Source organism: Lentzea flaviverrucosa (genome assembly GCF_003350445.1).
In the GTDB taxonomy this organism is placed as follows: Bacteria; Actinomycetota; Actinomycetes; order Mycobacteriales; family Pseudonocardiaceae; genus Lentzea; species Lentzea californiensis.
In genome coordinates, this window is sequence record NZ_QQAU01000007.1 from 332,248 (window position 1) to 357,512 (window position 25,265).

A 25,265-nucleotide genomic window follows, 5' to 3' on the forward strand; every position below is an offset into this window, starting at 1 on the left:
GCGGTGCCGGTCGAACAGTGGCTCGAAGCCATTCCCCCCTTGCTCGTGTACGCGATCGTCGGCCTGGTGATCGGCTTCGAATCGCTCGGCATCCCGCTACCAGGCGAGATCGTGCTGGTCACGGCCGCGTTGATGGCCTCGCAGCACGACGACCTGAGCCCGTTGTGGATCGGCGTGTGGGCGAGCGCGGGTGCCATCATCGGCGACAACTTCGGCTACCTCATCGGCCGGCGCGGCGGACCGCGGTTGTTCGCGTGGATGGGCCGGAAATTCCCCAAGCACTTCGGGGAAACGCAGCTCGGACACGCGCGCCGCGTGTTCCAGAAACGCGGCGCCTGGGCGGTGTTCTTCGGCCGGTTCGTGGCACTGCTGCGCATTCTCGCCGGGCCGCTGGCCGGGTCGATGCACATGAGCTACGGCAAGTTCCTGGTGGCGAACGCGACGGGCGGCATCGTGTGGGCGGGCGGCACGACCGCGGCCGTCTACTACCTCGGGGTGGTGGCCGAGAAGTGGCTGAAGGGCTTCTCCTACGCGGGCCTCGCGATCGCCGTGGTGTTCGGCGTCGCCGGGATCTTCATCGTGAAGAAGCGGCTCGCCAAGGCCGCCGAGAAGGAAGCCGAAGTCACTCCTGTGTAGTCCAGGCGGCGATCTGTGCGCGCGACCGCACGCCCAGCACGGACTTGAGGTCGCGCACGTCCGCCTCCACGGTCCTCAGCGACACGTGCAGCCCGTCGGCGATCTGCTTGTTCGTCAGCCCTTCCGCGACCATCGCGGCGACGCGCAGCAGCCGTTCGTCGCGCCACGAGAGCGCGCCCTCCTCCGGTTCGGCCTGCGGACGCGGCGTCGTGACCGAGACCCCCGGCAACGCGAACTGCCGGACCGACTCGAGCATCGTGAAGTCGGGTTCGAGCAGCGACCGCGCCCGCAGCCGTTCCGCCATCTCCTGCCCGACGGTCCCCGGCATCAACGCGAACTTGTGCAGCGCGACCTTCTCAGCCTCAGTCAGCAACGCGTAACACCGGTCGAACGCGGCGTGCAGCGACCGGTGGTGCGCCGGCGCGTCCCGAGGCCCTGACGTGAGCACGGCGAACCGGTCGTCCAGCCGCGCCACGAGCTCCTCCAGCGTCAGCACGCGCACCAGCCGTGCCGCGAGTTCGAGCGCCAGCGGCAACCGGTCCAGCCGCGCGCACACGACGTCCAGCAGCGCGGCGTTCTCGTCGAACTCGCTGTCGAGCGCCACCGCCCGGTCGACGAACAACCGCTTCGCGTCACGCGCACCGAGCGGCTTGAGCCGGTACACCTGCTCCCCCGGCACGTTCAGCGGCTCATGGCTGGTCGCAAGAACGCGGAACGAGGGATGCGCGGCGATGAGCTCCGCGCACCCGGCCAGCACGCGCTCGCAACCGTCCAGCACCAGCAGACCGGGCCGCGGGGCGCCGGCGAGGAGGTCCGGAACCCCGGTCACGTCCGCCAGCTCCACCAGCAGGACGTGCTGCCGGTTCGCGACCAGCTCGTGCACGAGTCGCGACTTGCCGACCCCCGGCGGCCCGGTGACGGTGACGATCCTGTTGCGCGCCAGCAATGTGGTGAGCTCGGCCAGCTCGGTGCTGCGGCCGGCGAACGTGTCGAGGCGCGGCGAGGCGGGCACGACACCGCGGGCACGCCTCCGGTACGCGCGCTGACGGCACGCGCCGGAGCAGTACTTGGCGGTGGTCAGCTTGGTACCGCACTCCTCACACGTCATCCGGCACCGCCTGGGCGCCGCGGGGCAGGCTCGCGCAGGGGTCCCCTCAGGCTTCGGGTCCCCCGCGTCCCACGGTGGTCAGCAGCTCTGACACTCCGGCTCGTCGCGCCGCCAGCGCTGCGGGCACGCCGGCTCACCGTGCCCTCGCCGTCCGCGCCGCCAGCTGGGTCCGCGAGCTCAACCCCAGCCGCGACAGCATCTGCGTCACGTGCGACCGCACGGTCGCGACCGAGATCCCCAGCCGCACCGCGATCTCGGTGTTGGTCAGCCCGTCCGCGACGAGGGCCGCGATCTCCTGTTGCCGCGCGGTCAGCGGTCCGTCCTGTCGCGGCGCGTTCACGTACGCGAGCAACCCCGCGTGGTCGAGCCGCTCCCCCATCGCCCAGGCCCGTGATGCCCGCCGTGGGCCGGCGGAGGTCAGTGCCAGGTCGCGTGCGTCCGCCACCATGCGGTTCCAGGGTTCCTCCTGGCGAGAGCCCCGTTTCCGGCGGGTGGCGGCCGCGGCGGCCATCAGGACCACGGCGCGGTCGGCGTCGCCGCGGTGTGCCGCCACTACGCCCAGGCCTTCGAGCAGGCACGCCTCCGAGATGGCCGCGGGGGCTCCTGCTCGCAGGGCGATGGTGAAGTGGTGCTCGGCCTGGTCCACGTCGTTCGCCGCCAGCGCGATCACGCCCGCGGTGTGCCGGCAGGCCATCAGGCGGAAGCCGTCCAGGACGCCGAGCGACAGCGATTCCAGCGCGGCCGCTAGTGCTGCGGTCAGGTCGTCCAGGCGCATCAAGAGCCAGGCATGGTTGTTCAAGAACGTCATCAACAGTTCCGGGTCGCCCAGAGAACGCGCTGCGGCCACGGACCGTTCGTTGGCGGTGTGCGCTCCGGTGAGGTCGGAGTTGATCCCTCGCGCGTAGCCCAACGTGTTCCACCCGCGGGCCTCCCAGGCCGGCTGGCTCATGGCCGGGTGTGCGACGAGGGCCTCCGCGTACCGCAGTGCGGCGGTCTTGTCGCCGGTGGCGCCGGCCAGCCAGGCCGCGCGGAAGAGCAGCAACTCCGCGTGCGACGTCAGCGGGCCGTGCGCCAAGGCGGTGGCAGCCATGCGCATCGCCTCGTTGTAGGAGCGGTGCAGGTGCCAAACGTGCACCACTCCCGCGACGAGCCACGTGTGGCGCGGGTCGGTGCGCGGTGTGCGGCCGACGGCCTGCAGCAGCTGGTGTTCCTGGCTCTCCAGCCAGGTGTCCATCCCGGCCGTGACCACCGGGGCCGACGAGATGGACTGGATCGTCGCGGTCAGCGAGTCGGCCAGCAGGTCGAACGCCGCGTCCGCCTCGCCGCTCTCCTCCAGGCGTGCCAGGCCGAACAGGCGGATCGACTCGAGCATCCGGAACCGCGCGTTCGACGACGACGGCGAGCGCACCACCAAAGACTTGGCGCGCAACGAGGCCATCAGCCGCACGACGTCCGCCCGGTCGCCGCACACCGCGCCTGCCAGGTTCAGGTCGAAGTCACCGATCAGCGCGGAGAGCCTGCGCAGCGCGGACTGTTCCGCCTGCGACAGCAGGTCGTAGCTCCACCCGATCACGGCGTCGAGCGTGCGGTGGCGCGCGGGCACGTCGGTGCGGGCCGCGGCCAGTTCGATCGCCAGCGGCAGGTGGTCCCGCACCGAGTCGGCCAGTTCCGGGGCACCACCGCATTCGACGAACAACTGCCGCGCGTCGGCCGGCGACAGCGGGCCGACCTCGACGCACATCTCCCCTGCCAGGTCGAGAGGTTCGCGGCTGGTCACCAGGACGCGCAGGCGCGGGCACGCGGCGAGCAGCTCCGCCACCGCCGAGGCGGCCTCGTGGATCAGGTGCTCGCAGTTGTCCAGCACCAGGACGCGATGATCGGCCAGTGCGCGCTGCACGGTCTCGTGCAGTGGCGCACCTGGCTGCTCCCACACGTTCAGCGAGAACGCGATCACGTGCCACAGCAGGTCGGGCCGGCGCACGGGCTCCAGTTCGACGACGGCGTCACCGAGGCGCAGTTCGGCCGCCAGCCTGGACTTCCCCGCGCCGCCGGGACCGACGAGCGTCACCAGCCGGTGCCGCCGCAGCAGCCGTCGCACGGTGGTCAGTTCCCGCTCGCGTCCCACCAGACGAGAGCGCGAGTCCACCGACCACCACATGCGCGCGATTCTAGGAGCGGGGGCGATGCGAACAATCGTCGCCCGAGAAATGCAATACCGGTCACAAACCGGTTTGAACTGCGCGAACGCCGATCCCCGGAGGCGGGGACCGGCCGCCTGCTGAGACGGCGGTCCCTCACCCTCCGTCAGCACGCCGCCGTGCGCGGAACCACCGGAACGCCAGGCTGATGTCTCGTCCAGCTGAAGTTTGCGGTGGTGCAGATCTGTGAGCTGCGGTCCGCAAGGTAGCGCGGACGGCTGTTGTCCAGGGCTGGTTTGCGGATTCCCGGCCCCGGGTCGTCGATGTTGGCCAAGGGCCAGGGCGGGAACGAACCGTCTGTCGTGGTCGTGGAGGCCGGGGAATCGGCTCGATCGCGGTGTCCAGAACGGTGAGGACACTGGCTGTGGGCGTTCGAACTGCTCGCCTGCGAGCGCGAGGGTGTCTCCTTCGATGCCGGGGAGCGTGGCGTTGCCGGCGCTGGTCGGTGGGTGTGCGTGGAGCTTGGCGGCCCGTGTCTCGCGTTGGGAGCGCGCTACCCAAGCGGGCGATCGGCGAGGAGATGATCTCCTGGCACCCTGATTGATCACTGGGCAGTATGGGAAACATGCCTGCCATTCCCGAGAGCTCCGCCGTCATCGCCGATGTGGCCGTGGAGAACGACTACGACGGCTTCGCCGAGGCGTACACGGCCGAGAACGAGACCAGCCTCCTCAACGCCTACTACGTCCGGCCCGCGATCGTGGACCTGGCCGGCGACGTGGCCGGTCGACGAATTCTCGACGCCGGCTGCGGTGCTGGTCCTGTGTCCGCGGCGCTACGTGATCGGGGAGCCGTCGTGAGCGGCTTCGACCGCAGCGCCAAGATGGTGGAGCTGGCCCGGCAGCGGCTCGGCGACGACGTGGACCTGCGGGTCGCCGACATAACGGGCCCGCTGCCGTACCCCGACGGCGCGTTCGACGACGCCGTCGCCGCTTTGGTGCTGCACTACCTGGAGGACTGGACCGCACCTCTGGCTGAGCTGCGGCGGGTGCTGAAGCCCGGTGGCCGGCTGATCGTGGTCGTCAACCACCCCATCCTCCTCAAGATGGTGCATCGCGAGACTGACTACTTCGCGACCACCAAGTGGTCCGACGAGTACGACTTCAACGGCCAGAAGGCCGTGCTCACCTACTGGCACCGGCCGCTGCACGCGATGACCGATGCCTTCACCGCAGCAGGCTTCCGCACCGCCGTCATCAGCGAGCCGCCTGCGGCGCCGGAAGCCCACGAACTCTTTCCCGACGAGATGGCGAGGTTCCCCTCCGGGGCCTTCCTGAGCTTCATCTTCTTCGTCCTGGAGGCCGCCTGACCACGGCGTGGCACATGGGTGGCCTCAAGGTCGCGGCACGCTTGCCCTGACCTTGAGGCTGCGTACAGGCGCCACAGGCCGTTGGCAAGGAACCAACGCGGTTGTTGAGAATGCGCCAAGTTCAGGCAGAACGTGTGGCGGCCCGCAAACCAGCTCGGACGCCGTGGCAAGCACCGCGAACTTGCCCTGGACACCGCAATGTTCGGCTGGACAGGACAGCTGACCTGACTGATCTGGCAGACACGTCTTGTGGCACCGCGATTACGCGCGGTATGGTCTAGACCTTCAATCGCCGCCGCGATGTAACGGGAGTACGCACACATCAAGGCAAAGGAAGACACATGAAGATTGGACGCAAGGTTACGGCCGCCATGGCCGGCGTTCTCGCTGCACCGTTGATCGTCGTGGCACTCCCCTCCGGCACGGCGTTCGCGCACGGCTACATCAACTCGCCTGCGAGCCGTCAGGCGCAGTGCGCCAGCGGCGCCGTCAAGGACTGCGGTGCCATCCAGTGGGAGCCGCAGTCGGTCGAGGGTCCGAAGGGCCTGCAGAGCTGCCACGCCAACCTGTCGCAGTTCTCGGTGCTCAGCAACGACAACAAGGGCTGGAAGGTCACCAACACCGGCCGTTCGGTGACGTTCAACTGGACGTTCACCGCGCGCCACCGCACGCGTGACTACGACTACTTCGTCGACGGCCGCAAGGTCGCGACGTTCAGCGGCAACAACCAGCAGCCCCCGTCCAGCGTGTCGCACACCGTCAACGTGGGCTCGGCGGGCCGGCACAAGGTCCTCGCCGTGTGGAACATCGGTGACACGCCGATGGCGTTCTACTCCTGCATCGACATCAACGCGAGCTGATCACTGACCGCGTGAGGTCCCCTTCCTCTCACGCAGCAGCTCACCGACGTCGAACGGCATCAGGTTCAACGGCGGACCGGACAACGGTTTCCGCAGCGCGTCGAGGATCTCCGCGTTCATCCGCTCGATGATCGAGCGCGCCTCCTCGTCGGTCGCGGCCGCCAGGGCACGGGCCCTGGCGGTCTCGGCCTGCTTGCGCAGCACCAGGGAAGGGGGCAACCCTGTCGTGCCCTCTTCCTCCCGGACCTTCCTCCTGATCCACCAGTCCTCTTCGAGCGCCTCACCCGCGCCGGGCAACGGTTTTCCCGCGCTCGGCAGGTCGTCGAACTCACCTCGCTCCTGGGCCTCGCGGATCTGCCTGTCGATCCACGACTCGAAGCCCATTCCGGGCGGTTTCCGTTGTGTCATGGGGAGAACCTCCTGACCGCCGCTCCGATCGCCTCGCCGAAGGCGGGGCTGCCCTTGTGGCCACTGTCGTCCACGAGGGTCAGCTCGGCGTCCGGCCACGCCTGCGCGAGCGCGTAGGCCGTGTCCGCCGGGCAGCTCATGTCGCGCCTGCCGTGGATCAACGCGGCCGGGATGCCGGCGAGCCTGCCGGCGCCTCCCAGCAGGTCGTCGACGAAACCGCCGCGCGCGTAGTAGTGCGCGATGATCCGCGCGAGCGCGATCAACTCGTCCGACGCACGATCGGCGAACACGTCCGGTTTGCCGAAGTTCTCCAGCGACAGCACCGTGTCCTCCCACCGGCACCACTCCAGCGCCGCCTGCTCCCGGACGGCGCGATCCGGGCTCCCCAGCAGCTCCGCGTACGCGCGGACGACGTCGGGCGCGCCACCGGCGTGCGCGCTGAACCTCGCCCAGGCCTCCGGGAAGAACCGGGAAACGCCCTTGTAGAGCCAATCCAGCTCGCGCTGCGACGACAGCGTGACCGCGATCAGGATCATCTCCGAGACGCGCCCGGGATGCCGTTGCGCGTAGGCGACCGCGAGCGTCGTGCCCCAGGAACCGCCGTACAGCAACCACTTCTCGATGCCGAGGTGCTCGCGGAGCTTCTCCATGTCCGCGATCAGGTGCTCGGTGGTGTTGACGCCCATGTCCGCGGCCGGGTCGCTCGCGTGGGGCGTGCTCAGGCCGCACCCGCGCTGGTGGAAGATCACGATGCGGAACTTCTCCGCGTCGAGCGACTTCCGCGCGCCCTTCGCCGGGCCGCCGGGGCCGCCGTGGAGGAACACGGCGGGCTTGCCGCCGGGGTCGCCGACGGTCTCCCAGTAGACCTGGTTGCCGTCGCCGACGTCGAGCATGCCGTGGTCGTAGGGCTCCATGGGACGAGCGTACCGAGCTACACCGACAAGATCTTCCAGGTCAGTCCGGCGTCGTCGGACCGGTGGACCTCGGCGAACTCCTGGCCGGGCCCGCCGCGCACCAGCGTGGCGTGGCGCGGGTCCGAGAACGCCAGGTCCTCGAACGGTGGTCCGCCCAGCGTGAGCGGCGTGTCCCACTTCGCGCCATCACCGCGGTGCACGAACGACCAGTCGCGCCCGGTCGCGGCCACGAGCGCCGCTTCCGGCGACACCGCGAAACCGGTCGTGATGCCCTCACGCGGCGGCACGCCGACGGTCTTGAACGGACCGCCGCCCGTGGCCTGGCGCAGTTCCTTCGTCATGTTCCCGAAACCGGGGTCGAAGCTGCACAACGCATAACGGTCGGTGCCGGCCGTGCCGAGCCGGGTGGCCGAGAACTCCGTGCACGGCGCCGGTTCCTCCAGCCAGCCCGCCGGTGACCGCGTCCAGTACCGGCTCTCCACGCCGATCGTGGACAGCGACACCTGACCGGGAGCGATCTCACCGCGCGACTGGCCCTTCACCTCGACCCCCGGCACCGGCTGCCACGAGCTGAACCACAGCTCGCGGTGGAACAGCCGCGACGACGTGCCGTCGTAGATCACCGCGAGGAACCCGGAGTCGTCGAAACCAAGCGCGCCAACGGTTCCCTTGATGCCGGACGGTTCCCAGCGCGTGCCGCCGTCGGCGGTGGCGAACAGCTGCTCGCCGTCGGTCACCACGCCCGCCGAGTCGTTCGCGAACAGCACCCGCAGCCGGTCGGTCTCCGGCACGGACAGCGCAGGGGTCCTCACCCGCGTCCACGACGCGCCGCCGTCGAGCGTGCGGACGAGCTGTGGGCAGTTCGCGGTCTGGCACAGGGTGTCGAGCCCGAGGACGAACCCCCGGTCAGCGGACGTCCACGACGTCGACGCGGGCACGACCCCGGTGCCCGCGTGCGCGACGGAGGCGGTCAACCCGGTCAACAGCAACGAAACAGCAAGGACAGCAATGCGTTTCCCCCACATCGCCTTCTCCCCTCAAGAGGCTGGTTCCCACTCAACACCTCTCGCCCGCGCGGCGGCAACCACCCACAACGACACCAAAACCCCCGCACCGCCCGCGATGACGAGGATCAGCTGCGGCCCCAGCACGTCGATGAGCAGACCACCGGCGATGTACGACACCGCGGCCGCCACACCGATCCCGCCGTAGAAGTTGCCGAACACCCTGCCCGTCCGATCACCGGGCACGAGCCGCTGGATCAGCGTGCTGTGCGCGACGTCCATCGCCGCGATCCCCAGACCCCGCACCGCTTGCAGCGCGAACGCGGACGCCACGCCCCACGCGAGGCCGGTGAACAGGTTGCCGGCGCTGCTGATCAGGAACCCGGTGACGAGCAACGTGACCATGCTCCACCGTGCGGAACCCCTGGCCAGCAACGCATAGCCGAGCAGCAGACCAATGCCCACCGCGCCGAGCACGACACCGGCCACGCTCTCCGACTCGCCGAACACCCCCATCGTCAGCTGCAGCACCGCGACGTCGTCGATGGCGGTGCACGCGACGACCCCGCAGAAGCCGAGGAACACGATCCGCAGCGGCCGGTTGCGCCAGATCTCGCTCACCCCGGCCTTCACGTCGGTGAACACCGTCTCCCCCGGCTCGGCCGGCACGACGAGCTTCGGCAGGCGCAGCAACAACAACGCCGACAGGCCGAACGAGACCGCGTCCACGAGCAGCACGCCGCGGGTGTCCATGAACTGCAGCAGCACGGCGGCGAGGAAAGGCCCGATGACGTCGGCGCTGTTGGATCCGAGGCCCAGCGCCGTGTTGGCCTGTGCGAGGTCCTTCGAGGCGACCAGGCTCGGCACCGCCGCCCGCGAGGCGGGGATGAAGACCTGCCCGATCACGGCCCGCACACCCACCAGCGCGAGCAGGACCGGCAACGGCGGCAGCGTGAGCGCGATGACCGCCAGCAGCACGCCCTGCGCGACCTCGCAGACGATCATGACGGTGCGCCGGTCGAACCTGTCGCTGATGACGCCCGTCAGCGGGCTGAGCAACGACGGCGCGAAGTCGCCCACGAGCAGCAGCGCCGCCACCGCGATCGCTTTCCCCAGCACGGACTGCACGTGCACCATCAGCGTGACGAGACTGAGCGCGTCCCCCACGACAGAAACGACCCGTGCGGTGCTGAGCACGCGCAACGGGCCGTTTCCCTTCAGAAGCGTCAGCACATGGCTACTTTGCCAACACCTGGTCCAGCTGGTCAGCCAATTTGTTCATGATGCCGGCGTAGGAGGAGTAGCTCAGCGGCGCGACCGCGTTCCACTCGACGAACCGGCCGGCCTGCACGGCGGGCAGGCCCTGGAAGACCGGGTGGCCCTCCTTCATCTGCTCCGGGGTGAGCACGTGCTGGCGGGTGTCCCACATGATCACGTGCTCTTTGTACGTGCCGGAGTTCTCCCACGACAGCGACTGGAAGTAGCCGCCGCCCTCGGTGTCGGGCTTCTCCGGCGTGAGCAGCGGCAGCCCGAGCTCCTCGACGTACCAGTCGAGGTCGGGGTTGCGGGCGGGCACGGCGACGTAGAAGAGCTTCGGGTCCGCGCCGATCACCTGGATCTTCTGCTTCGCGTCCGTCATCTTCTTGCCGATGGCCTTGAGCCTGTCGGCGGCCTTGGTGAACGCCTCCTCGTCGGCCTTCACCTTCGCGGACTCGACGTCGGCGCCGAGCGACTTCGCGAGCTCCTTGAAGCGCTTGATCCCGTCCGGCAGCTGGATCTTCGACTGGCCGATGCCGACGGTCGGGGCGACCTTGAGGACCTTCTCCTCGAACTCGGCGGTGAGGTGCCAGAGCCCGGAGACCTCGGGGTAGTAGCCGGCGACGACCAGGTCGGCGTTCAGCGCGGCGAACTTCTCGAAGTCGATCTCGCCGTAGCCGGGGCCCGTGACGTCGGTGACCTTGCTCGGGTCGATGCTGCCGGCCTCCGGGTCGGTCGTGCCGTCCGCGCGCTTGAGCGGGCCGAACGTGCCGACGACGTTGATGCCGTAGTCCTTGAGGGCGCCCGCGGCGGACACCTGCGCGACGACGCGCTCCGGCCGTTTCGGCGCGGTGACCTCCTTACCGCGATCGTCCTTGAAGGACCACTGGCCACTTCCCTGCTCCGTGGGAGCGTTTCCACCGCACCCGGCCACTAGGCCGAGCAGCAGAACCGCGGCGACTGTCCTGCGCACCTGTCCACCTCCTGATTTAGGCTTGCCTAACCTATCAAGAGGTCGGCTAGCCGAAAATTCGCGGTAGGCGCGTCACCGTGCGGAATCGTCCGGCCACCGGGCGTTCGCACGCAGGTCGAAAAGGACCGCTCGTCCACCTCGACTGAACCCCGGCACCCGTTCGGCCGTAGGCCTCCTGAGAAGCCGATTCCGACTCCTGAGGAGGCCGCGTGCCCGGCCGTGCTGCAAGGACTACCGCTTTGGCCGCCGTGATCGCCGCGACGGTGGTGTCGATGCCTTCGGCGCACGCGCAACCCGCCGACGACGCGCTGAAGGTCTACAACGACCTGACGCGGGAGGCGGAGAAGCTCAGCCAGGACCACCTCAAGGCGCAGGGCGACCTGTCCAGGGCGAACGGGATCGTGGTCGCCGCCACCGAGGCCGAGAAGAAGGCGCTGGCCGAGTCGGAGCAGTTCCGCGGCCAGGTCGACACGCTGACCGAGGCGACGTTCGAGGGTGCCCGGCTCAACGACCTCTCGGCGTTCCTGACCTCGACGTCCCAGCAGGACTTCCTGGAGCGCATGCAGGCGATGAACATCATCGCCGCCGACCAGAACGCGGCGGTGTCGCGCATGAGCGCCACGCTGGCCGAGGCCACGAAGGCCCGCACCGACGCGACCAACGCCGCGGCCGCCGCGGAGAAGCTCGCCGCGGACGTCTCCACCCGCAAGGTCGCCATGGAACAGCAGGTGTCGACCGCGCGGACGAAGTACCAGTCGTTGTCCGCGCCGCAGAAGCAGACCCTGGCCGCTCCCGGCCCCAAGGTCACCGTGAACGCACCCGCGGGTGCGGCCGGCGTCGCGCTCACCTTCGCACTGGGCGAGCAGGGCAAGCCGTACGTGTTCGGCTCGAACGGACCGAACTCGTGGGACTGCTCGTCGCTGATGCAGGCCGCCTACCGGGCCGCCGGGGTGTCCATCCCGCGCGTCACCTACGACCAGGCGAAGGTCGGCCGTGGCGTGGGCCGCGGCGAGGTCGCGCCGGGCGACCTGATCATCTACTACTCGGGTCAGTCGCACGTGGCGATGGCCGTGGACGGCACCCGAGCGGTGCACGCCTCCACCGAGGGCACGCCGGTGAAGATCGCGAACATCGACTCGATCGGGCCTATTTCGGTGATTCGCCGGGTTGTCGGGTGACGCGTCTCTCCTACCCCGCGATAAACCCACGTGGAGGACTGTGAGAGCGTGCTGGCCGGTGAACTGATGGGGCCCGGTGGTGGACGAGAGCAAGGTCATTCCGTAACCTTGCCGAGACCTTCGGCCCAGCAGTTAACCCACTCGGGGCACCCGCCAAGGTTGTCGCCTCACGCGGAGTAGTTCTCGCGGGGGCGACTGCCAGGAAAAAGGAGGAACCGCGACGTGGTGTCGCAACCCTCACGCCGCATCGTGCGTGGAGCTCTCGTAGCGACGGCAGCAGTCGTCGCGGCGGCACTCCCCACGGCGCCGGCCACCGCACAGCCCAATGCCGCGGACGCGCTCAAGAAGTTCAACGAGCTGTCCGAGCAGGCCTCGAAGCTCAACCAGGACCACCTCAAGGCCCAGGAAGACCTGAAGGCCAAGCAGGGCGAGCTGGACAAGGCCAAGGGCGACCTGGCCAACGCTCAGAAGGCCGAGGAGTCCCTCCGCGGTCAGGTCGACCTCCTCACCGAGGCCACCAACTCCGGTGCGAACTTCAGCCAGATCTCCGCGCTGCTGGTGAGCGACTCGCAGCAGGACTTCCTCAACCGCATGTCGGCCATCAACATCCTCGCGGCCGACAACGCGGACGCGCTGCAGAAGCTGACCGACGCCGTCAACGCGGCCGACGCGGCGACGAAGTCGGCCAACGAGGCGACCGAGACGTCGAAGAAGCTCCTCGCCGAGATGGACCAGAAGAAGGCCGATCTCGACAAGCAGCTCGCGGAGGCGACCACCCAGTACCGGTCGCTCAGCAACACGGTGAAGAACCAGCTGGCCGCGTCCGGCGACATGTCGAACATCTCGGTGCCGGCCGGCACCGCGGGCCGGGCTCTTCAGTTCGCGCTCGGCGAGCGCGGCAAGCCCTACGTCTACGGCTCGAACGGTCCGAACTCCTGGGACTGCTCGTCGCTGATCCAGGCCGCGTACCGCGCTGCGGGCGTGAGCATCGGCCGCACCAGTTACGCGCAGGCGGCCGCCGGTCGCCCGGTGAGTCGTGGCGAGGTCAAGGCCGGCGACATCCTGGTCTACTACTCGAGCCAGTCCCACGTGGCGATGGCCGTGGACGGCATTCGCGCCGTGCACGCGTCGACCGAGGGTCAGCCGGTGAAGATCGCCGACATCGACTCGATCGGACCGATCTCGGGCATCCGCCGCATCGAGGGCTGATCTCCTTCTGGTGCTGAACGCCCTCTGCCTCCGGGCAGGGGGCGTTTTTCACTCCCTCGGGTGCACGTGCGCCGCTGATCCGGCGGCGCGGTGGCGGCCTGACTAGGTTCCGCTTCGGGCGCCGCCGGTTCGGGCGGTCGTCATCGTCCGAAGTGGAGTTTGTTGTGGACACCTTGCAAGCCGGGCAGGAACTCACCCGCGGTCAGCAGCTGACCAGCGCCAACGGGTACATGCTGACCCTGCAGTCCGACGGCAACCTGGTCCTGTCCGAGAACACCGGCACGGTGTGGGCCAGCGGCACCGACGGCAAGGGCGCGGTGCGTGCCGCGCTGCAGGCCGACGGCAACTTCGTGCTCTACACGAGCGACGACAACGCCGTGTGGTCCACCGGAACGCAGGGCAACGAGGGCGCGCGCCTGGTCCTGCAGGACGACAGGAACCTGGTCGTGTTCGGTGGTGACGGCGGCGCGAAGTGGGCCTCCAACACCAACACCGACTCGCCGCAGGCCTCCCCCGAGGCGGCTGCTCCGGCGCCGGTCGAGGAGGCGCCGGCCGCGCCCGCCGCTCCGGCCGTGCAGACCTACACCGTCGCGGGCGGTGACACGCTCTGGGCGATCGCCGAGCGCTTCTACGGCGACGGCAACCGCTACGGCGAGGTCGCGTCCGCCAACGGCATCGCGAACCCGGACCTCATCCACCCCGGTCAGGTGCTGACCATTCCCTGAGCCCGGGGCTGTCACGAATCGGGCCGGCCACTTCTCGTGAAGGGGTCCGGCCCGATTCGCATGCCGGGGAATCATCGTTGATCCCACCTGACCAAGAATCTCAGTCGGACGTCTCCTGGCGCGCGATCGCGAAGGCGGGGTTGCCCTCGTCGTCCTGGCGCACGTCGAGGACCTTGTCCTCCAGGAACTGTGCGGCCGCCGGCTCCAGGATGACCTTGGCGCCCGCGGGGGCCGCCACCACCTCGTCGCCGTCGACGGCCTCGCTGAGCGACAGTTCCAGCGCCGCCTGGCTGTCCTGCTCGGTGGCCAGGGCGAAACGCAGGCCGATGTCGTCGGTGGCGCCCTCTGACTGTGTCGTCAGCTCGTTGATGACCTCGGCGGCCATCGGCGTGACTTCGAGCATGTCGGCCCCTTACATCGGAAACAAGAAACTCGTTCCGTGTTCCCGGGCTGGGCCGACTTCAACCGCCGTTCGGCGAAGTCGCAGGTAGAAGGCCCTTTTCTCGCGGTAGGGCCGATGTTCTTGATCGACGGGGACACGATCCCGCGGTCGGGAACGCGAAGCCGGGAACGCTGCCGGATCTGGTTCGCCGGCCCGCCGGCCCGCCGGCCCCAGGCGACATCTCGCCACTCCTGCCGGCCAGCCCGAACTGCACCGCGCTGCTCAGACCAGCCGCCCAGGCGGCCCCTCGCCGCTCCTACCGGCCGACCCCAGGCGGCACCACGCCACTCCTGCCAGCCAGTCCAGGCGGCACCACACCACTCCCGCCAGCCAGTCCAGGCGGCACCACACCACTCCCGCCAGCCAGCCCAGGCGGCCCCTCGCCGCTCCTACCGGCCGACCCCAGGCGGCACCACACCACTCCCGCCAGCCCAGGCGGCACCACACCACTCCCGCCAGCCAGCCCAGGCGGCCCCTCGCCGCCCCTACCGGCCGACCCCAAGCAGCACCACGCCACTCCTGCCAACTGACCCAGGAGGCACCTCGCTGCTCCTGCCAGCCGACCGAGCGGCACTCACCGCCCTCAGGCGACGCGGTGCGCCTGCCGCGACACCTCGTTCCGCACGTGCCCGCAGGCCGAGCACACCCGCTGCACCGGGATCAGGTCGGCGACCAGCCGCCACGAGTCGGCGAACGACGGCACCTCCTGCCCCGGCACGAGCAGGCTGTCGAGCACCTCCTGCCGGCGGCGGCCCTTCTCACGGCTGCGCTCCACCGGGTCGCGCCGGTGGGCGAGGGCACGCGTCTCCGCCTGCGCCTGGCGGCCCTGCGAGCTGAGGGGTCCGCCCCGGCGAGGGGCGTTCAGGGCGGCGTTGCGGCGGTTCACGCGGTACCACTCGCCGAGGGAGATGCCCGCCAGCGGTGGCTTGGCGAGGCCCGCGCCGTCCGCCGTCCAGGTGCGCAGGCGGGCTCGCAGGAACTCGTGCGCGACCTGGGCGCGGGAACGGGGGCGGCCCTGGCTGGTGCCGTCCGGCTTCTTGTCGATGGCGACGAGCAGGGCGTCGACGCTCCAGCCCGCCCGGAACCACGGCTCGAGCAGGCGCCGCACCCAGCGGCGGTCGGCATCGGCCCACGAGGCGCGCACGCACAGGGACTCCACGGCGACGTCCACGTCGGAACCGGTGGACGGCACCACGCGGCCTGGCCAGCGGTTGGGTTCGATCTGCATCGGGAACTGACCTCCTCTAGCACGCACACGAACACCTGTTCGACATGCTGCCACGGGGGTCTGACAAAAAATGAACCTCCAGGCTCTGACCAGGGAGAACTCACCCGTTCAGCAGAGCCCGAACGGTGTGCGGCGTGGCCGTCGCACAACCCCCGGGACCGGCGCTAACCTGCGGAAATGACCCACCACGAGCCTCACGACGAGGTCACCGGCGATCGGATGAACTGGCTGCGCGCGGGCGTCCTCGGCGCCAACGACGGCATCGTGTCGACCGCCAGCCTCGTGGTGGGCGTCGCGGGCGCCACCACGGACCGCTCCCAGATCCTCGTCGCGGGCCTCGCGGGCCTCTTCGCGGGCGCCATGTCCATGGCCAGCGGCGAGTACGTGTCCGTGAGCAGCCAGCGCGACGCCGAACGAGCCCTGCTCGCCCAGGAGCGCCGAGAGCTCAGAGACACGCCCGAGCAGGAGCTCGAGGAGCTCAAGAAGATCTACGAGGACAAGGGCCTCGACGAGCAGACCGCGGAGGAGGTCGCCAGGCAGCTCACCGAACACGACGCGCTGGCCGCCCACGCCGACGCCGAACTGCACATCGACCCGGACGAGCTGACGAACCCGTGGGGTGCCGCCATCGCGAGCTTCGTCGCGTTCACGATCGGCGCGCTCCTCCCCCTCGCCGCGATCGCCCTCACCCCGACCGGCCTGCGTGTGCCGGTCACGGTCGCCGCCGCCGTCCTCACCCTCGCCCTGACGGGGTTCATCAGCGCCAGGCTCAGCGGTGCCGGCAAACGCCGCGCGGTCGTCCGCAACATCGCGGGCGGGCTGATCGCGATGGGCGTCACGTACGCCATCGGCTCGCTGGTCGGCCAAAGCATCGGATAGCGCCGTTTTGGGTACTGGGAGCCCATGAGCGAAGAACGCGGCGCCTACGTCCAGGAGAACAGCGAGGACTTCGAGGGCTTGGACGAGGACAACCTCGGACACGACCCGCTGGAGACCGAGCCGGAGGAGGGCTGGGCGGAGTCCACCAAGTACGGGATGACGGAGTACGAGCAGGCTCACCCGCGACCGCTGGACGAACGGCTCGCGGAAGAACGCAGCGATGTCGGTGAGACGGGTGCATGATCGAAACATGAGCCTCGGCATCCCGGAGAAGATCACCGCGTTGCTCTTCGACCTCGACGGCGTGCTCACGAGCACGGCCGTGCTGCACCGGCAGGCCTGGCGGCAGACGTTCGAGGCCATGGGGCAGCCGTTCAGCGAACAGGACTACCTGGCCTACGTGGACGGAAAACCGCGCTACGACGGCGTGCGCAGCTTCCTGACCTCACGCGGCCTCACGCCGTCGGAGGACGAGGTGCGCCGCATCGGCGACCAGAAGAACGACGTCGTCAACTCGATCATCGACGAGCAGGGCATCACGCCGTACCCGGCCTCGGTCGACTACCTGAAGGCGGCGAGGGCGGCGGGCATGCCCATCGGCGTCGTCACGTCGTCCGCGAACGCCATGCGCGTCCTGCGGGCGGGCAACCTGCTGGACTACGTCGACGCGCTGGTGGACGGCAACGTCATCATCGCGTCGAACCTGCGCGGCAAACCGGCGCCGGACTCGTTCGTCGAGGGCGCCAGAAGACTCAAGACCGCACCCGAGAACGCCGCTGTCTTCGAGGACGCGCTCGCGGGCGTGAAGGCAGGGCACGACGGCGGGTTCGGGTTCGTCGTCGGCGTCGACCGCGGCGACCAGGCGGAGGCGCTCAAGGCGGGCGGCGCCGACGTGGTCGTCGACGAGCTCGACGAGCTGCTGTCATGAGCTACGCCGTCGAACCGTGGCAGCTGCGCTGGCAGGGCCTGTCCGTGGGCCACCTGCACCAGACCGAGTCGACGTTCGCGCTGTCCAACGGCCACATCGGCATGCGCGGCAGTCTGGACGAGGGCGAGCCTAGGGGCCTGCCCGGCACGTACCTCAACGGCTTCTACGAAGAGCACCAGCTGCCCTACGGGGAGGGTGGCTACGGCTACCCGGAGGCCGGCCAGACCGTCGTCAACGTGACCGACGGCAAGATCATCCGGTTGCTGGTCGAGGACGAGCCGCTGGACATGCGCTACGGCAACGCCATCGAGCACGAACGCACGCTCGACTTCCGCTCCGGCACGTTGCGCCGCCGCACGGTCTGGGAGTCACCGACGGGCAGGCGTGTGACGGTGCGCAGCGAACGGCTCGTGTCGTTCACGCAGCGCGCGGTCGCGGCCATCAGGTACGAAGTCGAGCCGATGGACGACCTGCAGCTCGTCGTTCAGTCCGACCTGCTCGCCAACGAGCCGAACAAGAGCCGCAGCAGCGACCCGCGTGTCGCCGCCGCCCTGGACTCCCCGCTGGTCAACGACTTCACGATGGCCGAGAAGACGCGGGCCGTGCTGTGCCACCACACCAAGGTGTCCGGCCTGCGCATGGCCGCCGCGATGGACCACGAGATCGAAGTCGACGGCGTCGACACCCGCACGGAGATCCGCGCGGAGGACGACCTGGCCCGGTTCACCGCGGCCGTCGACGTGCCCGCGGGCGGCTGCCTGAAGCTCACGAAGTACATCGCCTACGGCTGGTCCGGCCAGCGCTCGACGCCCGCGCTCCGGGCGCAGGTGGAGGCCGCGCTCGCCGGCGCCTGTCAGACGGGCTGGGAAGGGCTCCTGCAGGAGCAGAAGGAGTTCCTGGACGACTTCTGGGAAGTCGCGGACATCGAGATCGAGGGCGACGACCAGCTGCAGCAGGCGATCCGGTTCGCGCTGTTCCACATTTTACAGGCCGGGGCGCGCGGCGAGTCCCGTGCCATCCCCGGAAAGGGCCTCACCGGGCCGGGCTACGACGGCCACGCGTTCTGGGACACCGAGATGTTCGTGCTGCCGGTGCTCACCTACACGGTTCCGGACGCGGCCCGCGACGCCCTGCGCTGGCGTCACTCCACATTGGACAAGGCCCGTGAGCGGGCGAAGGTGCTGGGGCTCGAGGGCGCCGCGTTCCCGTGGCGTTCGATCAACGGCGCCGAGTGCAGCGCGTACTGGCCGGCGGGCACGGCGGCGTTCCACGTCTCCGGCGACGTCGCGTACGCCACCCAGCAGTACCTGAACGCCACCGGTGACGAGGACTTCGATCGCGACGAAGCCACCGAGATCCTCGTGCAGACCGCACGGCTGTGGTTGTCACTGGGTCACCACGACCCGCACAACGGGTTCCGCATCGACGGTGTGACAGGCCCGGATGAGTACTCGGCCATCGTCGACAACAACGTCTACACCAACCTGATCGCCCAGCAGAACCTGTGGGCCGCCGCCGATGCCGCCGAACGGAACCCGTGCGACGCCACGGAAGAGGAGATCGCGGCCTGGCGCAGGGCCGCGGACGCGATGGCGGTCCCGTACGACGAGATGCTGCAGGTGCACCCGCAGGCGGACAACTTCACCAAGCACGCGGAGTGGGACTTCGAGAACACGCCGCAGGACAAGTACCCGCTGCTGCTGCACTACCCGTACTTCGACCTGTACCGGCGTCAGGTGATCAAGCAGGCGGACCTCGTGCTCGCCATGCACGTGCGCGGCGACGCGTTCACCGACGAGGAGAAGGCGCGCAACTTCGCCTACTACGAGGCCAGGACGGTGCGGGACTCGTCGTTGTCGGCGGGCACGCAGGCGGTGCTGGCCGCCGAGGTCGGGCACCTCGGACTCGCCTACGACTACCTGGTCGAGGCCGCGTTCACCGATCTCCACGACCTGCACGAGAACGTCACCAACGGCCTGCACATGGCCTCGCTGGCGGGGGCGTGGACGGCGCTGGTGGCCGGGTTCGGCGGCATGCGGGACCACGGCGGCGAGCTCACGTTCGCGCCGCGGCTGCCGGAGGAGCTGACACGCTTCTCGTTCCGGATGTCCTTCCAGGGCACGAGAATCTCGGTGGACGTCTCCGAATCCGGGGCCACCTACCGGATCGTGGACGGCACCGAGCTCACCACTCGGCACCACGGCGAGCAGATCACGATCACCGCGGACGCGCCGGTGACCATGCCGCTCCCGGAAGCTCCCGACCTCGAGCGACCGAAGTCGCCGTTCGGCCGGGAGCCTCGCAGGCATTAACCGAGTTGGGAGACCTGGTAGTGCGCGATCAGGTCTCCCTTCACGAGCACGCTGAGGTGGACGTTGAGCGTCGGCCGGTCGACGAACGAGAAATCGACGTTCAGATAGCCGAGAACGAGATCTTCGGCCAGCCGGCGCGTTTCCAGAATCTTGTACTCGGCTCTCAGCCCGATGGGCTGAGAATCGTAGTACTGGGCGACAGCGGCCCTGCCCACACCATAAGGGCGAAGGCCCTGGAAAATGGCGTCCTCGGTGAAGTTCGCGGCCACGCCCTCGGGGTCGTGCGCGTCCACGGCGGCCTTCCACCGGTCCATCACGTTCTCGATGATCATGTCAGTGCCCCGCGCTCTGGCCGCCGTCGACGTGCAGGACCTCGCCCGTGACGAACCCGGCCTGTTCCAGGAAGGTGATCGCGTCGACCACCTCGGAGATCTCACCGATCCGGCCGGCGGGGTGCAACCCGGCGAGCGCCTCGTGGGTCTCCGGGGCGTGCATCGGCGTCTTGATGATGCCGAGCGCGACCGTGTTGAAGCGGATGTCGCGCGCCGCGTACTCGACCGCCAGCGACTTCGTGACGGCGTTAAGACCGCCCTTGGTCAGCGACGCGAGGGCCGACGGCACGGCCGACAGGGCGTGGTCGACGAGGCTCGTGGACACGTTCACGACGTGGCCGCCGCTCGCCTCCATCGCCTTGACGGCGCTGCGGGTGATGTCGAAGAACCCGACGAGGTTGGTGCCGGTGACGGTGGCGAAGTCCTCGTCGGTGTACTCGGTGAACGGCTTGGCGACGAAGATGCCGGCGTTGTTCACGAGCGAGTCGACCCGGCCGAACCGCGCCTGCGTCTCCTGCACGACCCGCGCGCCCTCACCGGTCTTCGAGAGGTCGGCGCGGATGGCGAGCACCTCGGGGTCGTCCGAGTCCTCGATGGAACGCGAGACCGCGACAACCGAATAGCCGAGCTTGCGATAAGCGGGAACGAGTGCCGCGCCAATTCCCTGCGACGCTCCCGTGACGATTGCCACCTTGCTGGTCATTTTCCTGCTCGCTTTCGAAGGAGGAGTAGTGGATCTGACAGCCACAACCACCCGCGAACCGGCTTCATTTCACGGAATTGTGACGCCTTTCCTCCAACGTGTGAGGCTCAGCCTCCCAGTGCGCGGTAGGGGTCGTCGGAGGGCAGCCAGGCGCGGTCCAGATCGAGGTCGCCCACGTTCCGCACGATCGCTTCGGCCGCGGCGACGACGTCCGCGCGCTCCTCGTCCTCCCGGCGCACCAGCGACCAGGTCCACAGCGCCTCGGGGTCGACGACGGGCCGTGCCACCAGGTCCGGCGGCAACGGCGTGGTCTGCCCCTTCGGCGAGTTCAGCACCGGCGTCGTGCACACCCGCACGTGGTCGAAGAACGCCGGGCCGGTGATCGCGCCGTTGTGGATGCGCCGGACGCGGCAGCCGGTGTCCCTGGCGAACTCCTCGGCGTAGTCGTTCCAGGACTGCCACGACGTCACGTCGTCGTCCACCAGCACCGCGATGTCCTTCGCCCGGACCGGGCTCGTGTCCGTGCCCACCGCCACCGCGTAGAGCCGGTCGGCGCCGAGCAGCTGCGCCTTCAGTCCGAGCTGCTCGGCATCGGCCTTGCGGATCCAGCACACGGCCAGGTCGAGGCTGCCGTCCGCCACCCGCGCCGCCTGCTGGTGCGACGGCACGACCCACGCGTCCACGTAGAGCTGCGCGACCCCGGCCGTACGGGCGGTCAGGTCCGGCGGCAGCCAGTTGACGTACCCGATGCGCACCGGCCGCGACCCGGACAGCTGCCGCGCGTGGCGTTGCAGCTCGTCGGCCCGTTCCAGCAGCGCCCGCACCTCCGGGACGAGCGCGGCACCGGCGGACGTCAGCGCCACGGTGCGGCGGTCGCGGGCGAACAGCGGCACGCCGAGGTCCCGTTCCAGCGCCTTGATCTGCTGCGACAACGACGGCCCCGCGATCAGCAGCCGGGCCGCCGCCCGCCCGAAGTGCAGCTCCTCGGCGACCGCGAGGAAGTACCGGAGTTGACGCAGTTCCACGGCCGTCATCTTAGGAGGCTCAGGCTCCCACGCAGGAGAAAGCCGGTCGTGGCATCCGTCGCGCCCCGGTCGCACGATGAGGTCATGAGAGAGTTCATCGTCGAGATCACCACCACGATCCCGGACGGCACACCCCAGTCCGAAGTGGACTCGCGTCGCGCGGCCGAAGCGGTGCGGGCCAAGGAACTCACCGCGAGCGGCAACCTCGTCCGCCTGTGGCGCCCGATAGGCGAACTGCGCAGCATCGGCCTGTGGCGCGCGGAGGACGAGGCCGACCTCCACTCCCACGTGCTCGGCACCCTTCCGTTGAGCCCGTGGATGAAGTTCGACGTCACGGCCGTGCAGTCCCACCCGAACGATCCTGGCCGGCTGTGAGCGTCCGGGCCGCGGCGGCGCTGGCGGCGGCCATGGGCATCGGACGGTTCGTCTACACGCCGATCCTGCCGCTGATGACCGCGCAGGCGGGTCTGAGTGCCGCGTCGGCCGCCTCACTGGCCACCGCCAACTACCTCGGCTACTTCGCCGGCGCGTTGGTCACGATCGTCCGTGCACCAAGCAGGACCACGAACCGCGTCGCGCTCGTGCTGCTCGTGGCCACGCTCGCCGGGATGCCGCTGACGCACGGCATGGCGGCGTGGTTCGTGCTGCGGCTGGTGGCCGGCGTGGCGAGCGCGCTGGTGTTCGTCGCCGCGGTCAACGCTCAACCGGGCTGGGGCATGAGCGGGGTGGGCGCCGGCATCGCGTTGTCCGGCCTGATCGTGCTGGTCCACGCGCAGTGGGAGTTCGCGTGGTGGGTGGCGGCGGCCTTGTGCGCGGTGCTCTCGCTCGGGGCGTGGAACCTCCGGCCCGAACCCCCGCGGCCGCCGGTCACCGGCGCCAGGCAACGAGGCTTCGGCGCGCTGTTCACCAGTTACACCCTCGAGGGCGTCGGCTACATCATCGCCGGAACGTTCCTGGTCGCCGCCATCAGCGGGCCTCTCGGCAGCAGCGCGTGGATCCTGGCCGGCCTCTCCGCGATCCTCTCCCCCGTGCTGATCAAGCCGCGCCGGTACGCCCTCCCGATCGCGCTCGCCGTCCAGGCCGCAGGCATCGCGCTGCCGGTGCTCGTCGACGGCACCGCCCTGATCGCCGTGGTCCTGTTCGGCGGCACGTTCATCGGCATCGCCGCCACCTCGCTCAGACTCGGCACGGAACTCGGCTTCCCCCAAGCCGCCGCCATCCTCACGGCCGGCTACTCGGCGGGCCAGATCATCGGCCCGCTCGTCGCCACCCCGTTGCTGCACAACGGCTACGACCAGGCGTTGCTCCTGGCGGCCGCGATCGTCCTGCTTGCCGCGATCACAGCTCCAGCACCACCTTCACGTCACCGGGCCGCTGCTCGAACGCCTCGGCGAAGGACTCCAGCGGCACCCGCCGAGTGATCATCGCCGACAGCCAGGCGTCGTCCGCCCGGTCCAGCACGGCGGAGGCCTCCCGGTAGTGGCGCGGGTTCGCGTTGACCGTCCCGAACACGATCCCGTTGCGCAGCACCAGGTCCCGGTTGATCTGCCCGATGTCGGCGGGCACCACCTCGGTGGACGGCACGCCGGTCAGGCACACCAGGTCCCGCCCGAGCAGGCGCGCGACCAGTGACGGCGCACCGGTCGCCTCGATCACCACCGGGCAGTCGGGCAACGTCCGGTGGTAGGTGGCTCCCAGCGACTCGACCAGGTCCGGCTTCGGGCCGTCCACCGCCAGGTCGAACACGTGCACGTCGAGCCCGCGCTGCACTCCGATCAACGCCGCCAGCAGCCCGATCGGCCCGGCGCCGGTCACCAGCACGCTCTCGAACGGGTACAGCGCCAGCCGGTCCAGCCGCTCCCACGCCTTGACCACGACGGAGGCGGGCTCGACCAGGACACCCGTCGAAGAGCTGACACCGACGGCATAGGCGGCGGGCACCGTCCACAACGTGGAGCCGTAGCCGTCGAGGCCGGTGATGCCGCGCTCGGTGTACTGCCCGTTCCGGCACATGTCGAACTCGCCGTGCGCACACGCCACGCACGGCACCGGGTCGGGCCTGCGGACCACCCCGGCCACCAGCGAGCCCGGTTCGAACCCCGGGCCGCTCACGACACGCCCCAGGGACTCGTGTCCGATCACGAGAGTTCCGCCGACGCCGAACTCGCCGCGCACGATCTCGCGGTCCGTTCCGCAGATGCCGATCGCCAGCCCCTCGACCAGCAGGTCCTCCGGCCCGGGCACCGGATCGGGCAGTTCGGTCAAGGCCAGCGACCCGGCTCGTGCAAGATCCACCGTGAGTGCGCGCATGAGAACCATTCTTGACATATGAACCGCGACGCGCTGGTATGAGAGCGCTCTCACGCAACCCTGTCTCAGTGAGGAGATAGTCGATGCGCAAGCTCCTGCTGCTCGCGACATCGGCCCTAGTCGGGCTGACAACGATGTCTGCGCCTGTTCAGGCGGCTCCACCGAACCTGCTCCCGCTCACCGTCACGAACAACTCGGGCCGCGGCGACGCGACCCACCTGTACGTGTTCGGCGAGATGGGCGGCCGGCTCGGGTACGTGAACGCGAACGGCCAGTTCACCGCCTGGTCCGGAGGCGGTAACCCCCCGACCCCCGCACCGGACGTCTCGATCCCCGGCCCCGGGAACGGCGCCAGCCGGACCGTGCAGATCCCGCTCAACCTCGCCGGTGGCCGGATCTACATGTCCTTCCGGGACAAGCTGAAGTTCTCCCTGGTGCCGAACGGCCTGGTGCAACCGGCGCCGTGGGCCGCGGGTGACCCGAACCGCGACATCCTGTTCGACTGGAGCGAGTTCACCTACAACGGCGGCGGTTTGTGGCTGAACAGCTCGCAGGTGGACATGTTCTCGGTTCCCCACGCGGTCGAGGCGACGTCCCAGGCGGGCGCGACCAAGCGCACCGGCCAGGTCGTCTCCAACGGCCGCAACCGCATCTTCGACCAGCACCAGCAGCTGGGCGGAGACTGGGCGCGGCTCGTCCACACCCGCTCCGACGGCACGCGGCTGCGCGTGCTGAACCCGAGCAAGGGCCTCGACGCGGGCCTGTTCTCCAGCTCGTACTTCGCGAACTACGTCAGCAGCGCCTGGTCGACGTACCAGAACACGCCGCTGACCGTCGTGCCGTACCAGAACGAGCCGAACCGCAAGTTCACCGGCCGTGTCAGCGGCGGGGTCCTCAACTTCACCAACACCGCGGGCCAGCAGGTCGCGTCGTTCCAGCAGCCGTCCACCCGTGACATCCTGAACTGCGACGGCCGGCTCGCGGCACCGAACAACGACGTCGGCGCGATCTCGCGCTCGCTGTGCGCCGGGCTCAACCGCTCGACGTTCGGCTTCGTCCACACCCAGCCGACGTACGACGCGAGCCAGTTCTACACCCGCGCGACCACGAACCACTTCTCGAAGATCGTGCACCAGAACATGGTGGACGGGAAGGCCTACGGGTTCGCGTTCGACGACGTCGGCGCGTTCGAGTCACTTGTTCACGAACCGAACCCGCGTTCGGCGAAAATCACGCTGACCGGATTTTAGACCGAAGTATTCTTGCGTTTGATCGACTTTCACTCCACTGTGTGAGACGCCGTCGCCGCGGCTCTCACACAGTGGAG

The 25,265-nt window shown here is 69.4% G+C and carries 26 protein-coding genes; 13 read left to right on the plus strand and 13 right to left on the minus strand.

Annotation, left to right across the window (positions count from 1 at the left end; genetic code table 11):
- Positions 1 to 3 precede the first annotated feature (3 nt).
- Positions 4 to 636 carry a DedA family protein gene (locus DFR72_RS23715; protein WP_090064925.1) on the plus strand — a complete coding sequence of 211 codons (633 nt, stop codon included), beginning with the start codon at positions 4 to 6 and terminating at the stop codon, positions 634 to 636.
- On the opposite strand, the gene DFR72_RS23720 is transcribed toward DFR72_RS23715, so the two are convergent.
- Together DFR72_RS23720 and DFR72_RS23725 are read right to left on the minus strand one after the other, a co-directional pair.
- Positions 623 to 1,744 carry a helix-turn-helix transcriptional regulator gene (locus DFR72_RS23720; RefSeq protein WP_090064926.1) on the minus strand — a complete coding sequence of 374 codons (1,122 nt, stop codon included), beginning with the start codon at positions 1,742 to 1,744 and terminating at the stop codon, positions 623 to 625. The two genes, DFR72_RS23715 and DFR72_RS23720, sit on opposite strands and share 14 nt — an antisense overlap.
- A 133-nt stretch (positions 1,745 to 1,877) precedes the next feature.
- Positions 1,878 to 3,902, minus strand: coding sequence for an ATP-binding protein (locus DFR72_RS23725; RefSeq protein WP_090064927.1), 2,025 nt, complete (start codon positions 3,900 to 3,902; stop codon positions 1,878 to 1,880).
- 605 nt (positions 3,903 to 4,507) lie between these two features.
- Here DFR72_RS23725 and DFR72_RS23730 point away from each other — a divergent pair.
- Positions 4,508 to 5,251, plus strand: coding sequence for a class I SAM-dependent methyltransferase (locus DFR72_RS23730; protein ID WP_090065244.1), 744 nt, complete (start codon positions 4,508 to 4,510; stop codon positions 5,249 to 5,251).
- Between the two features lie 341 nt (positions 5,252 to 5,592).
- Positions 5,593 to 6,111, plus strand: coding sequence for a lytic polysaccharide monooxygenase auxiliary activity family 9 protein (locus tag DFR72_RS23735; protein WP_090064928.1), 519 nt, complete (start codon positions 5,593 to 5,595; stop codon positions 6,109 to 6,111).
- On the opposite strand, the gene DFR72_RS23740 is transcribed toward DFR72_RS23735, so the two are convergent.
- The 5 genes from DFR72_RS23740 to DFR72_RS23760 are packed head-to-tail and all read right to left on the minus strand — an operon-like array spanning position 6,112 to position 10,667.
- On the minus strand, positions 6,112 to 6,519 hold the full coding sequence (locus DFR72_RS23740; protein WP_090064929.1) for a DnaJ family domain-containing protein: 408 nt from the start codon (positions 6,517 to 6,519) through the stop codon (positions 6,112 to 6,114).
- Positions 6,516 to 7,433 (minus strand): prolyl aminopeptidase, encoded by a 918-nt coding sequence (gene pip / locus DFR72_RS23745; protein ID WP_090064930.1) that lies wholly within the window; start codon positions 7,431 to 7,433, stop codon positions 6,516 to 6,518. The genes DFR72_RS23740 and pip overlap by 4 nt, the downstream gene beginning before the upstream one ends.
- A 17-nt stretch (positions 7,434 to 7,450) precedes the next feature.
- Positions 7,451 to 8,458: a beta propeller repeat protein gene (locus tag DFR72_RS23750; RefSeq protein WP_143086682.1), complete on the minus strand. Its 1,008-nt coding sequence runs from the start codon at positions 8,456 to 8,458 to the stop codon at positions 7,451 to 7,453.
- A gap of 12 nt (positions 8,459 to 8,470) precedes the next feature.
- Positions 8,471 to 9,670, minus strand: coding sequence for an MFS transporter (locus DFR72_RS23755; protein ID WP_211335504.1), 1,200 nt, complete (start codon positions 9,668 to 9,670; stop codon positions 8,471 to 8,473).
- 4 nt (positions 9,671 to 9,674) lie between these two features.
- Positions 9,675 to 10,667: an ABC transporter substrate-binding protein gene (locus DFR72_RS23760; protein WP_090064932.1), complete on the minus strand. Its 993-nt coding sequence runs from the start codon at positions 10,665 to 10,667 to the stop codon at positions 9,675 to 9,677.
- A 248-nt stretch (positions 10,668 to 10,915) separates the two neighbouring features.
- Between DFR72_RS23760 and DFR72_RS23765 the strand changes: the two genes are divergently transcribed.
- The 3 genes from DFR72_RS23765 to DFR72_RS23775 all read left to right on the plus strand — a co-directional run bounded on the left by DFR72_RS23765 (position 10,916) and on the right by DFR72_RS23775 (position 13,779).
- Positions 10,916 to 11,845 carry a C40 family peptidase gene (locus DFR72_RS23765; protein WP_245983434.1) on the plus strand — a complete coding sequence of 310 codons (930 nt, stop codon included), beginning with the start codon at positions 10,916 to 10,918 and terminating at the stop codon, positions 11,843 to 11,845.
- A 222-nt stretch (positions 11,846 to 12,067) separates the two neighbouring features.
- Complete coding sequence (locus tag DFR72_RS23770; RefSeq protein ID WP_090064933.1) at positions 12,068 to 13,054, plus strand: C40 family peptidase; 987 nt, start codon at positions 12,068 to 12,070, stop codon at positions 13,052 to 13,054.
- Positions 13,055 to 13,218: 164 nt separating this feature from the next.
- The gene (locus DFR72_RS23775; RefSeq protein WP_245983404.1) at positions 13,219 to 13,779 is read left to right on the plus strand and encodes a LysM peptidoglycan-binding domain-containing protein; all 561 of its coding nucleotides are present in this window, start codon (positions 13,219 to 13,221) and stop codon (positions 13,777 to 13,779) included.
- A gap of 100 nt (positions 13,780 to 13,879) precedes the next feature.
- Here the strand turns inward: DFR72_RS23775 and DFR72_RS23780 are convergent, their stop codons facing one another.
- Together DFR72_RS23780 and DFR72_RS23785 are read right to left on the minus strand one after the other, a co-directional pair.
- On the minus strand, positions 13,880 to 14,182 hold the full coding sequence (locus DFR72_RS23780; RefSeq protein WP_090064934.1) for a hypothetical protein: 303 nt from the start codon (positions 14,180 to 14,182) through the stop codon (positions 13,880 to 13,882).
- A gap of 622 nt (positions 14,183 to 14,804) precedes the next feature.
- Positions 14,805 to 15,449 (minus strand): hypothetical protein, encoded by a 645-nt coding sequence (locus tag DFR72_RS23785; protein WP_090064935.1) that lies wholly within the window; start codon positions 15,447 to 15,449, stop codon positions 14,805 to 14,807.
- A 177-nt stretch (positions 15,450 to 15,626) separates the two neighbouring features.
- Between DFR72_RS23785 and DFR72_RS23790 the strand changes: the two genes are divergently transcribed.
- From DFR72_RS23790 to DFR72_RS23805, 4 genes are read left to right on the plus strand one after another with little or no spacing between them, the layout of a single operon-like run.
- Positions 15,627 to 16,328, plus strand: coding sequence for a VIT1/CCC1 transporter family protein (locus tag DFR72_RS23790; protein ID WP_090064936.1), 702 nt, complete (start codon positions 15,627 to 15,629; stop codon positions 16,326 to 16,328).
- Between the two features lie 24 nt (positions 16,329 to 16,352).
- On the plus strand, positions 16,353 to 16,571 hold the full coding sequence (locus DFR72_RS23795) for a hypothetical protein (protein WP_090064937.1): 219 nt from the start codon (positions 16,353 to 16,355) through the stop codon (positions 16,569 to 16,571).
- A gap of 7 nt (positions 16,572 to 16,578) precedes the next feature.
- On the plus strand, positions 16,579 to 17,256 hold the full coding sequence (locus DFR72_RS23800) for an HAD family hydrolase (protein ID WP_090064938.1): 678 nt from the start codon (positions 16,579 to 16,581) through the stop codon (positions 17,254 to 17,256).
- Positions 17,253 to 19,568, plus strand: coding sequence for a glycoside hydrolase family 65 protein (locus DFR72_RS23805; protein ID WP_090064939.1), 2,316 nt, complete (start codon positions 17,253 to 17,255; stop codon positions 19,566 to 19,568). The genes DFR72_RS23800 and DFR72_RS23805 overlap by 4 nt, the downstream gene beginning before the upstream one ends.
- On the opposite strand, the gene DFR72_RS23810 is transcribed toward DFR72_RS23805, so the two are convergent.
- From DFR72_RS23810 to DFR72_RS23820, 3 genes are all read right to left on the minus strand, one after another.
- Complete coding sequence (locus DFR72_RS23810; protein WP_090064940.1) at positions 19,565 to 19,900, minus strand: nuclear transport factor 2 family protein; 336 nt, start codon at positions 19,898 to 19,900, stop codon at positions 19,565 to 19,567. The genes DFR72_RS23805 and DFR72_RS23810 overlap by 4 nt on opposite strands.
- 1 nt (position 19,901) lies before the next feature.
- Positions 19,902 to 20,603: an SDR family NAD(P)-dependent oxidoreductase gene (locus DFR72_RS23815; RefSeq protein ID WP_090064941.1), complete on the minus strand. Its 702-nt coding sequence runs from the start codon at positions 20,601 to 20,603 to the stop codon at positions 19,902 to 19,904.
- 107 nt (positions 20,604 to 20,710) lie between these two features.
- A complete protein-coding gene (locus tag DFR72_RS23820; RefSeq protein WP_425459912.1) occupies positions 20,711 to 21,637 on the minus strand; it encodes a LysR family transcriptional regulator in 927 nt (308 codons plus the stop codon).
- Between the two features lie 75 nt (positions 21,638 to 21,712).
- On the opposite strand from DFR72_RS23820, the gene DFR72_RS23825 reads away from it, so the two are divergent.
- Together DFR72_RS23825 and DFR72_RS23830 are read left to right on the plus strand one after the other, a co-directional pair.
- A complete protein-coding gene (locus DFR72_RS23825) occupies positions 21,713 to 22,003 on the plus strand; it encodes a muconolactone Delta-isomerase family protein (protein WP_090064942.1) in 291 nt (96 codons plus the stop codon).
- A complete protein-coding gene (locus DFR72_RS23830; RefSeq protein ID WP_245983406.1) occupies positions 22,000 to 23,049 on the plus strand; it encodes a YbfB/YjiJ family MFS transporter in 1,050 nt (349 codons plus the stop codon). Before DFR72_RS23825 ends, DFR72_RS23830 begins: the two co-directional genes overlap by 4 nt.
- Here the strand turns inward: DFR72_RS23830 and DFR72_RS23835 are convergent.
- A complete protein-coding gene (locus DFR72_RS23835) occupies positions 22,967 to 23,938 on the minus strand; it encodes an alcohol dehydrogenase catalytic domain-containing protein (RefSeq protein WP_090065250.1) in 972 nt (323 codons plus the stop codon). The two genes, DFR72_RS23830 and DFR72_RS23835, sit on opposite strands and share 83 nt — an antisense overlap.
- 83 nt (positions 23,939 to 24,021) lie before the next feature.
- On the opposite strand from DFR72_RS23835, the gene DFR72_RS23840 reads away from it, so the two are divergent.
- The gene (locus DFR72_RS23840) at positions 24,022 to 25,188 is read left to right on the plus strand and encodes a beta-1,3-glucanase family protein (RefSeq protein WP_090064943.1); all 1,167 of its coding nucleotides are present in this window, start codon (positions 24,022 to 24,024) and stop codon (positions 25,186 to 25,188) included.
- The last annotated feature ends 77 nt before the right edge of the window (positions 25,189 to 25,265 follow it).

Excerpts from the sequence above, each read along its gene's own strand:
- DFR72_RS23720 (WP_090064926.1), bottom strand. The coding sequence starts at position 1,744 with ATGACGTGTGAGGAGTGCGGTACCAAGCTGACCACCGCCAAGTACTGC.
- DFR72_RS23725 (WP_090064927.1), bottom strand. The coding sequence starts at position 3,902 with ATGTGGTGGTCGGTGGACTCGCGCTCTCGTCTGGTGGGACGCGAGCGG.
- DFR72_RS23730 (WP_090065244.1), top strand. The coding sequence starts at position 4,508 with ATGCCTGCCATTCCCGAGAGCTCCGCCGTCATCGCCGATGTGGCCGTG.
- DFR72_RS23735 (WP_090064928.1), top strand. The coding sequence starts at position 5,593 with ATGAAGATTGGACGCAAGGTTACGGCCGCCATGGCCGGCGTTCTCGCT.
- DFR72_RS23740 (WP_090064929.1), bottom strand. The coding sequence starts at position 6,519 with ATGACACAACGGAAACCGCCCGGAATGGGCTTCGAGTCGTGGATCGAC.
- pip (WP_090064930.1), bottom strand. The coding sequence starts at position 7,433 with ATGGAGCCCTACGACCACGGCATGCTCGACGTCGGCGACGGCAACCAG.
- DFR72_RS23750 (WP_143086682.1), bottom strand. The coding sequence starts at position 8,458 with ATGTGGGGGAAACGCATTGCTGTCCTTGCTGTTTCGTTGCTGTTGACC.
- DFR72_RS23780 (WP_090064934.1), bottom strand. The coding sequence starts at position 14,182 with ATGCTCGAAGTCACGCCGATGGCCGCCGAGGTCATCAACGAGCTGACG.
- DFR72_RS23785 (WP_090064935.1), bottom strand. The coding sequence starts at position 15,449 with ATGCAGATCGAACCCAACCGCTGGCCAGGCCGCGTGGTGCCGTCCACC.
- DFR72_RS23790 (WP_090064936.1), top strand. The coding sequence starts at position 15,627 with ATGACCCACCACGAGCCTCACGACGAGGTCACCGGCGATCGGATGAAC.
- DFR72_RS23795 (WP_090064937.1), top strand. The coding sequence starts at position 16,353 with ATGAGCGAAGAACGCGGCGCCTACGTCCAGGAGAACAGCGAGGACTTC.
- DFR72_RS23800 (WP_090064938.1), top strand. The coding sequence starts at position 16,579 with ATGAGCCTCGGCATCCCGGAGAAGATCACCGCGTTGCTCTTCGACCTC.
- DFR72_RS23805 (WP_090064939.1), top strand. The coding sequence starts at position 17,253 with ATGAGCTACGCCGTCGAACCGTGGCAGCTGCGCTGGCAGGGCCTGTCC.
- DFR72_RS23810 (WP_090064940.1), bottom strand. The coding sequence starts at position 19,900 with ATGATCATCGAGAACGTGATGGACCGGTGGAAGGCCGCCGTGGACGCG.
- DFR72_RS23815 (WP_090064941.1), bottom strand. The coding sequence starts at position 20,603 with ATGACCAGCAAGGTGGCAATCGTCACGGGAGCGTCGCAGGGAATTGGC.
- DFR72_RS23820 (WP_425459912.1), bottom strand. The coding sequence starts at position 21,637 with ATGACGGCCGTGGAACTGCGTCAACTCCGGTACTTCCTCGCGGTCGCC.
- DFR72_RS23825 (WP_090064942.1), top strand. The coding sequence starts at position 21,713 with ATGAGAGAGTTCATCGTCGAGATCACCACCACGATCCCGGACGGCACA.
- DFR72_RS23835 (WP_090065250.1), bottom strand. The coding sequence starts at position 23,938 with ATGCGCGCACTCACGGTGGATCTTGCACGAGCCGGGTCGCTGGCCTTG.
- DFR72_RS23840 (WP_090064943.1), top strand. The coding sequence starts at position 24,022 with ATGCGCAAGCTCCTGCTGCTCGCGACATCGGCCCTAGTCGGGCTGACA.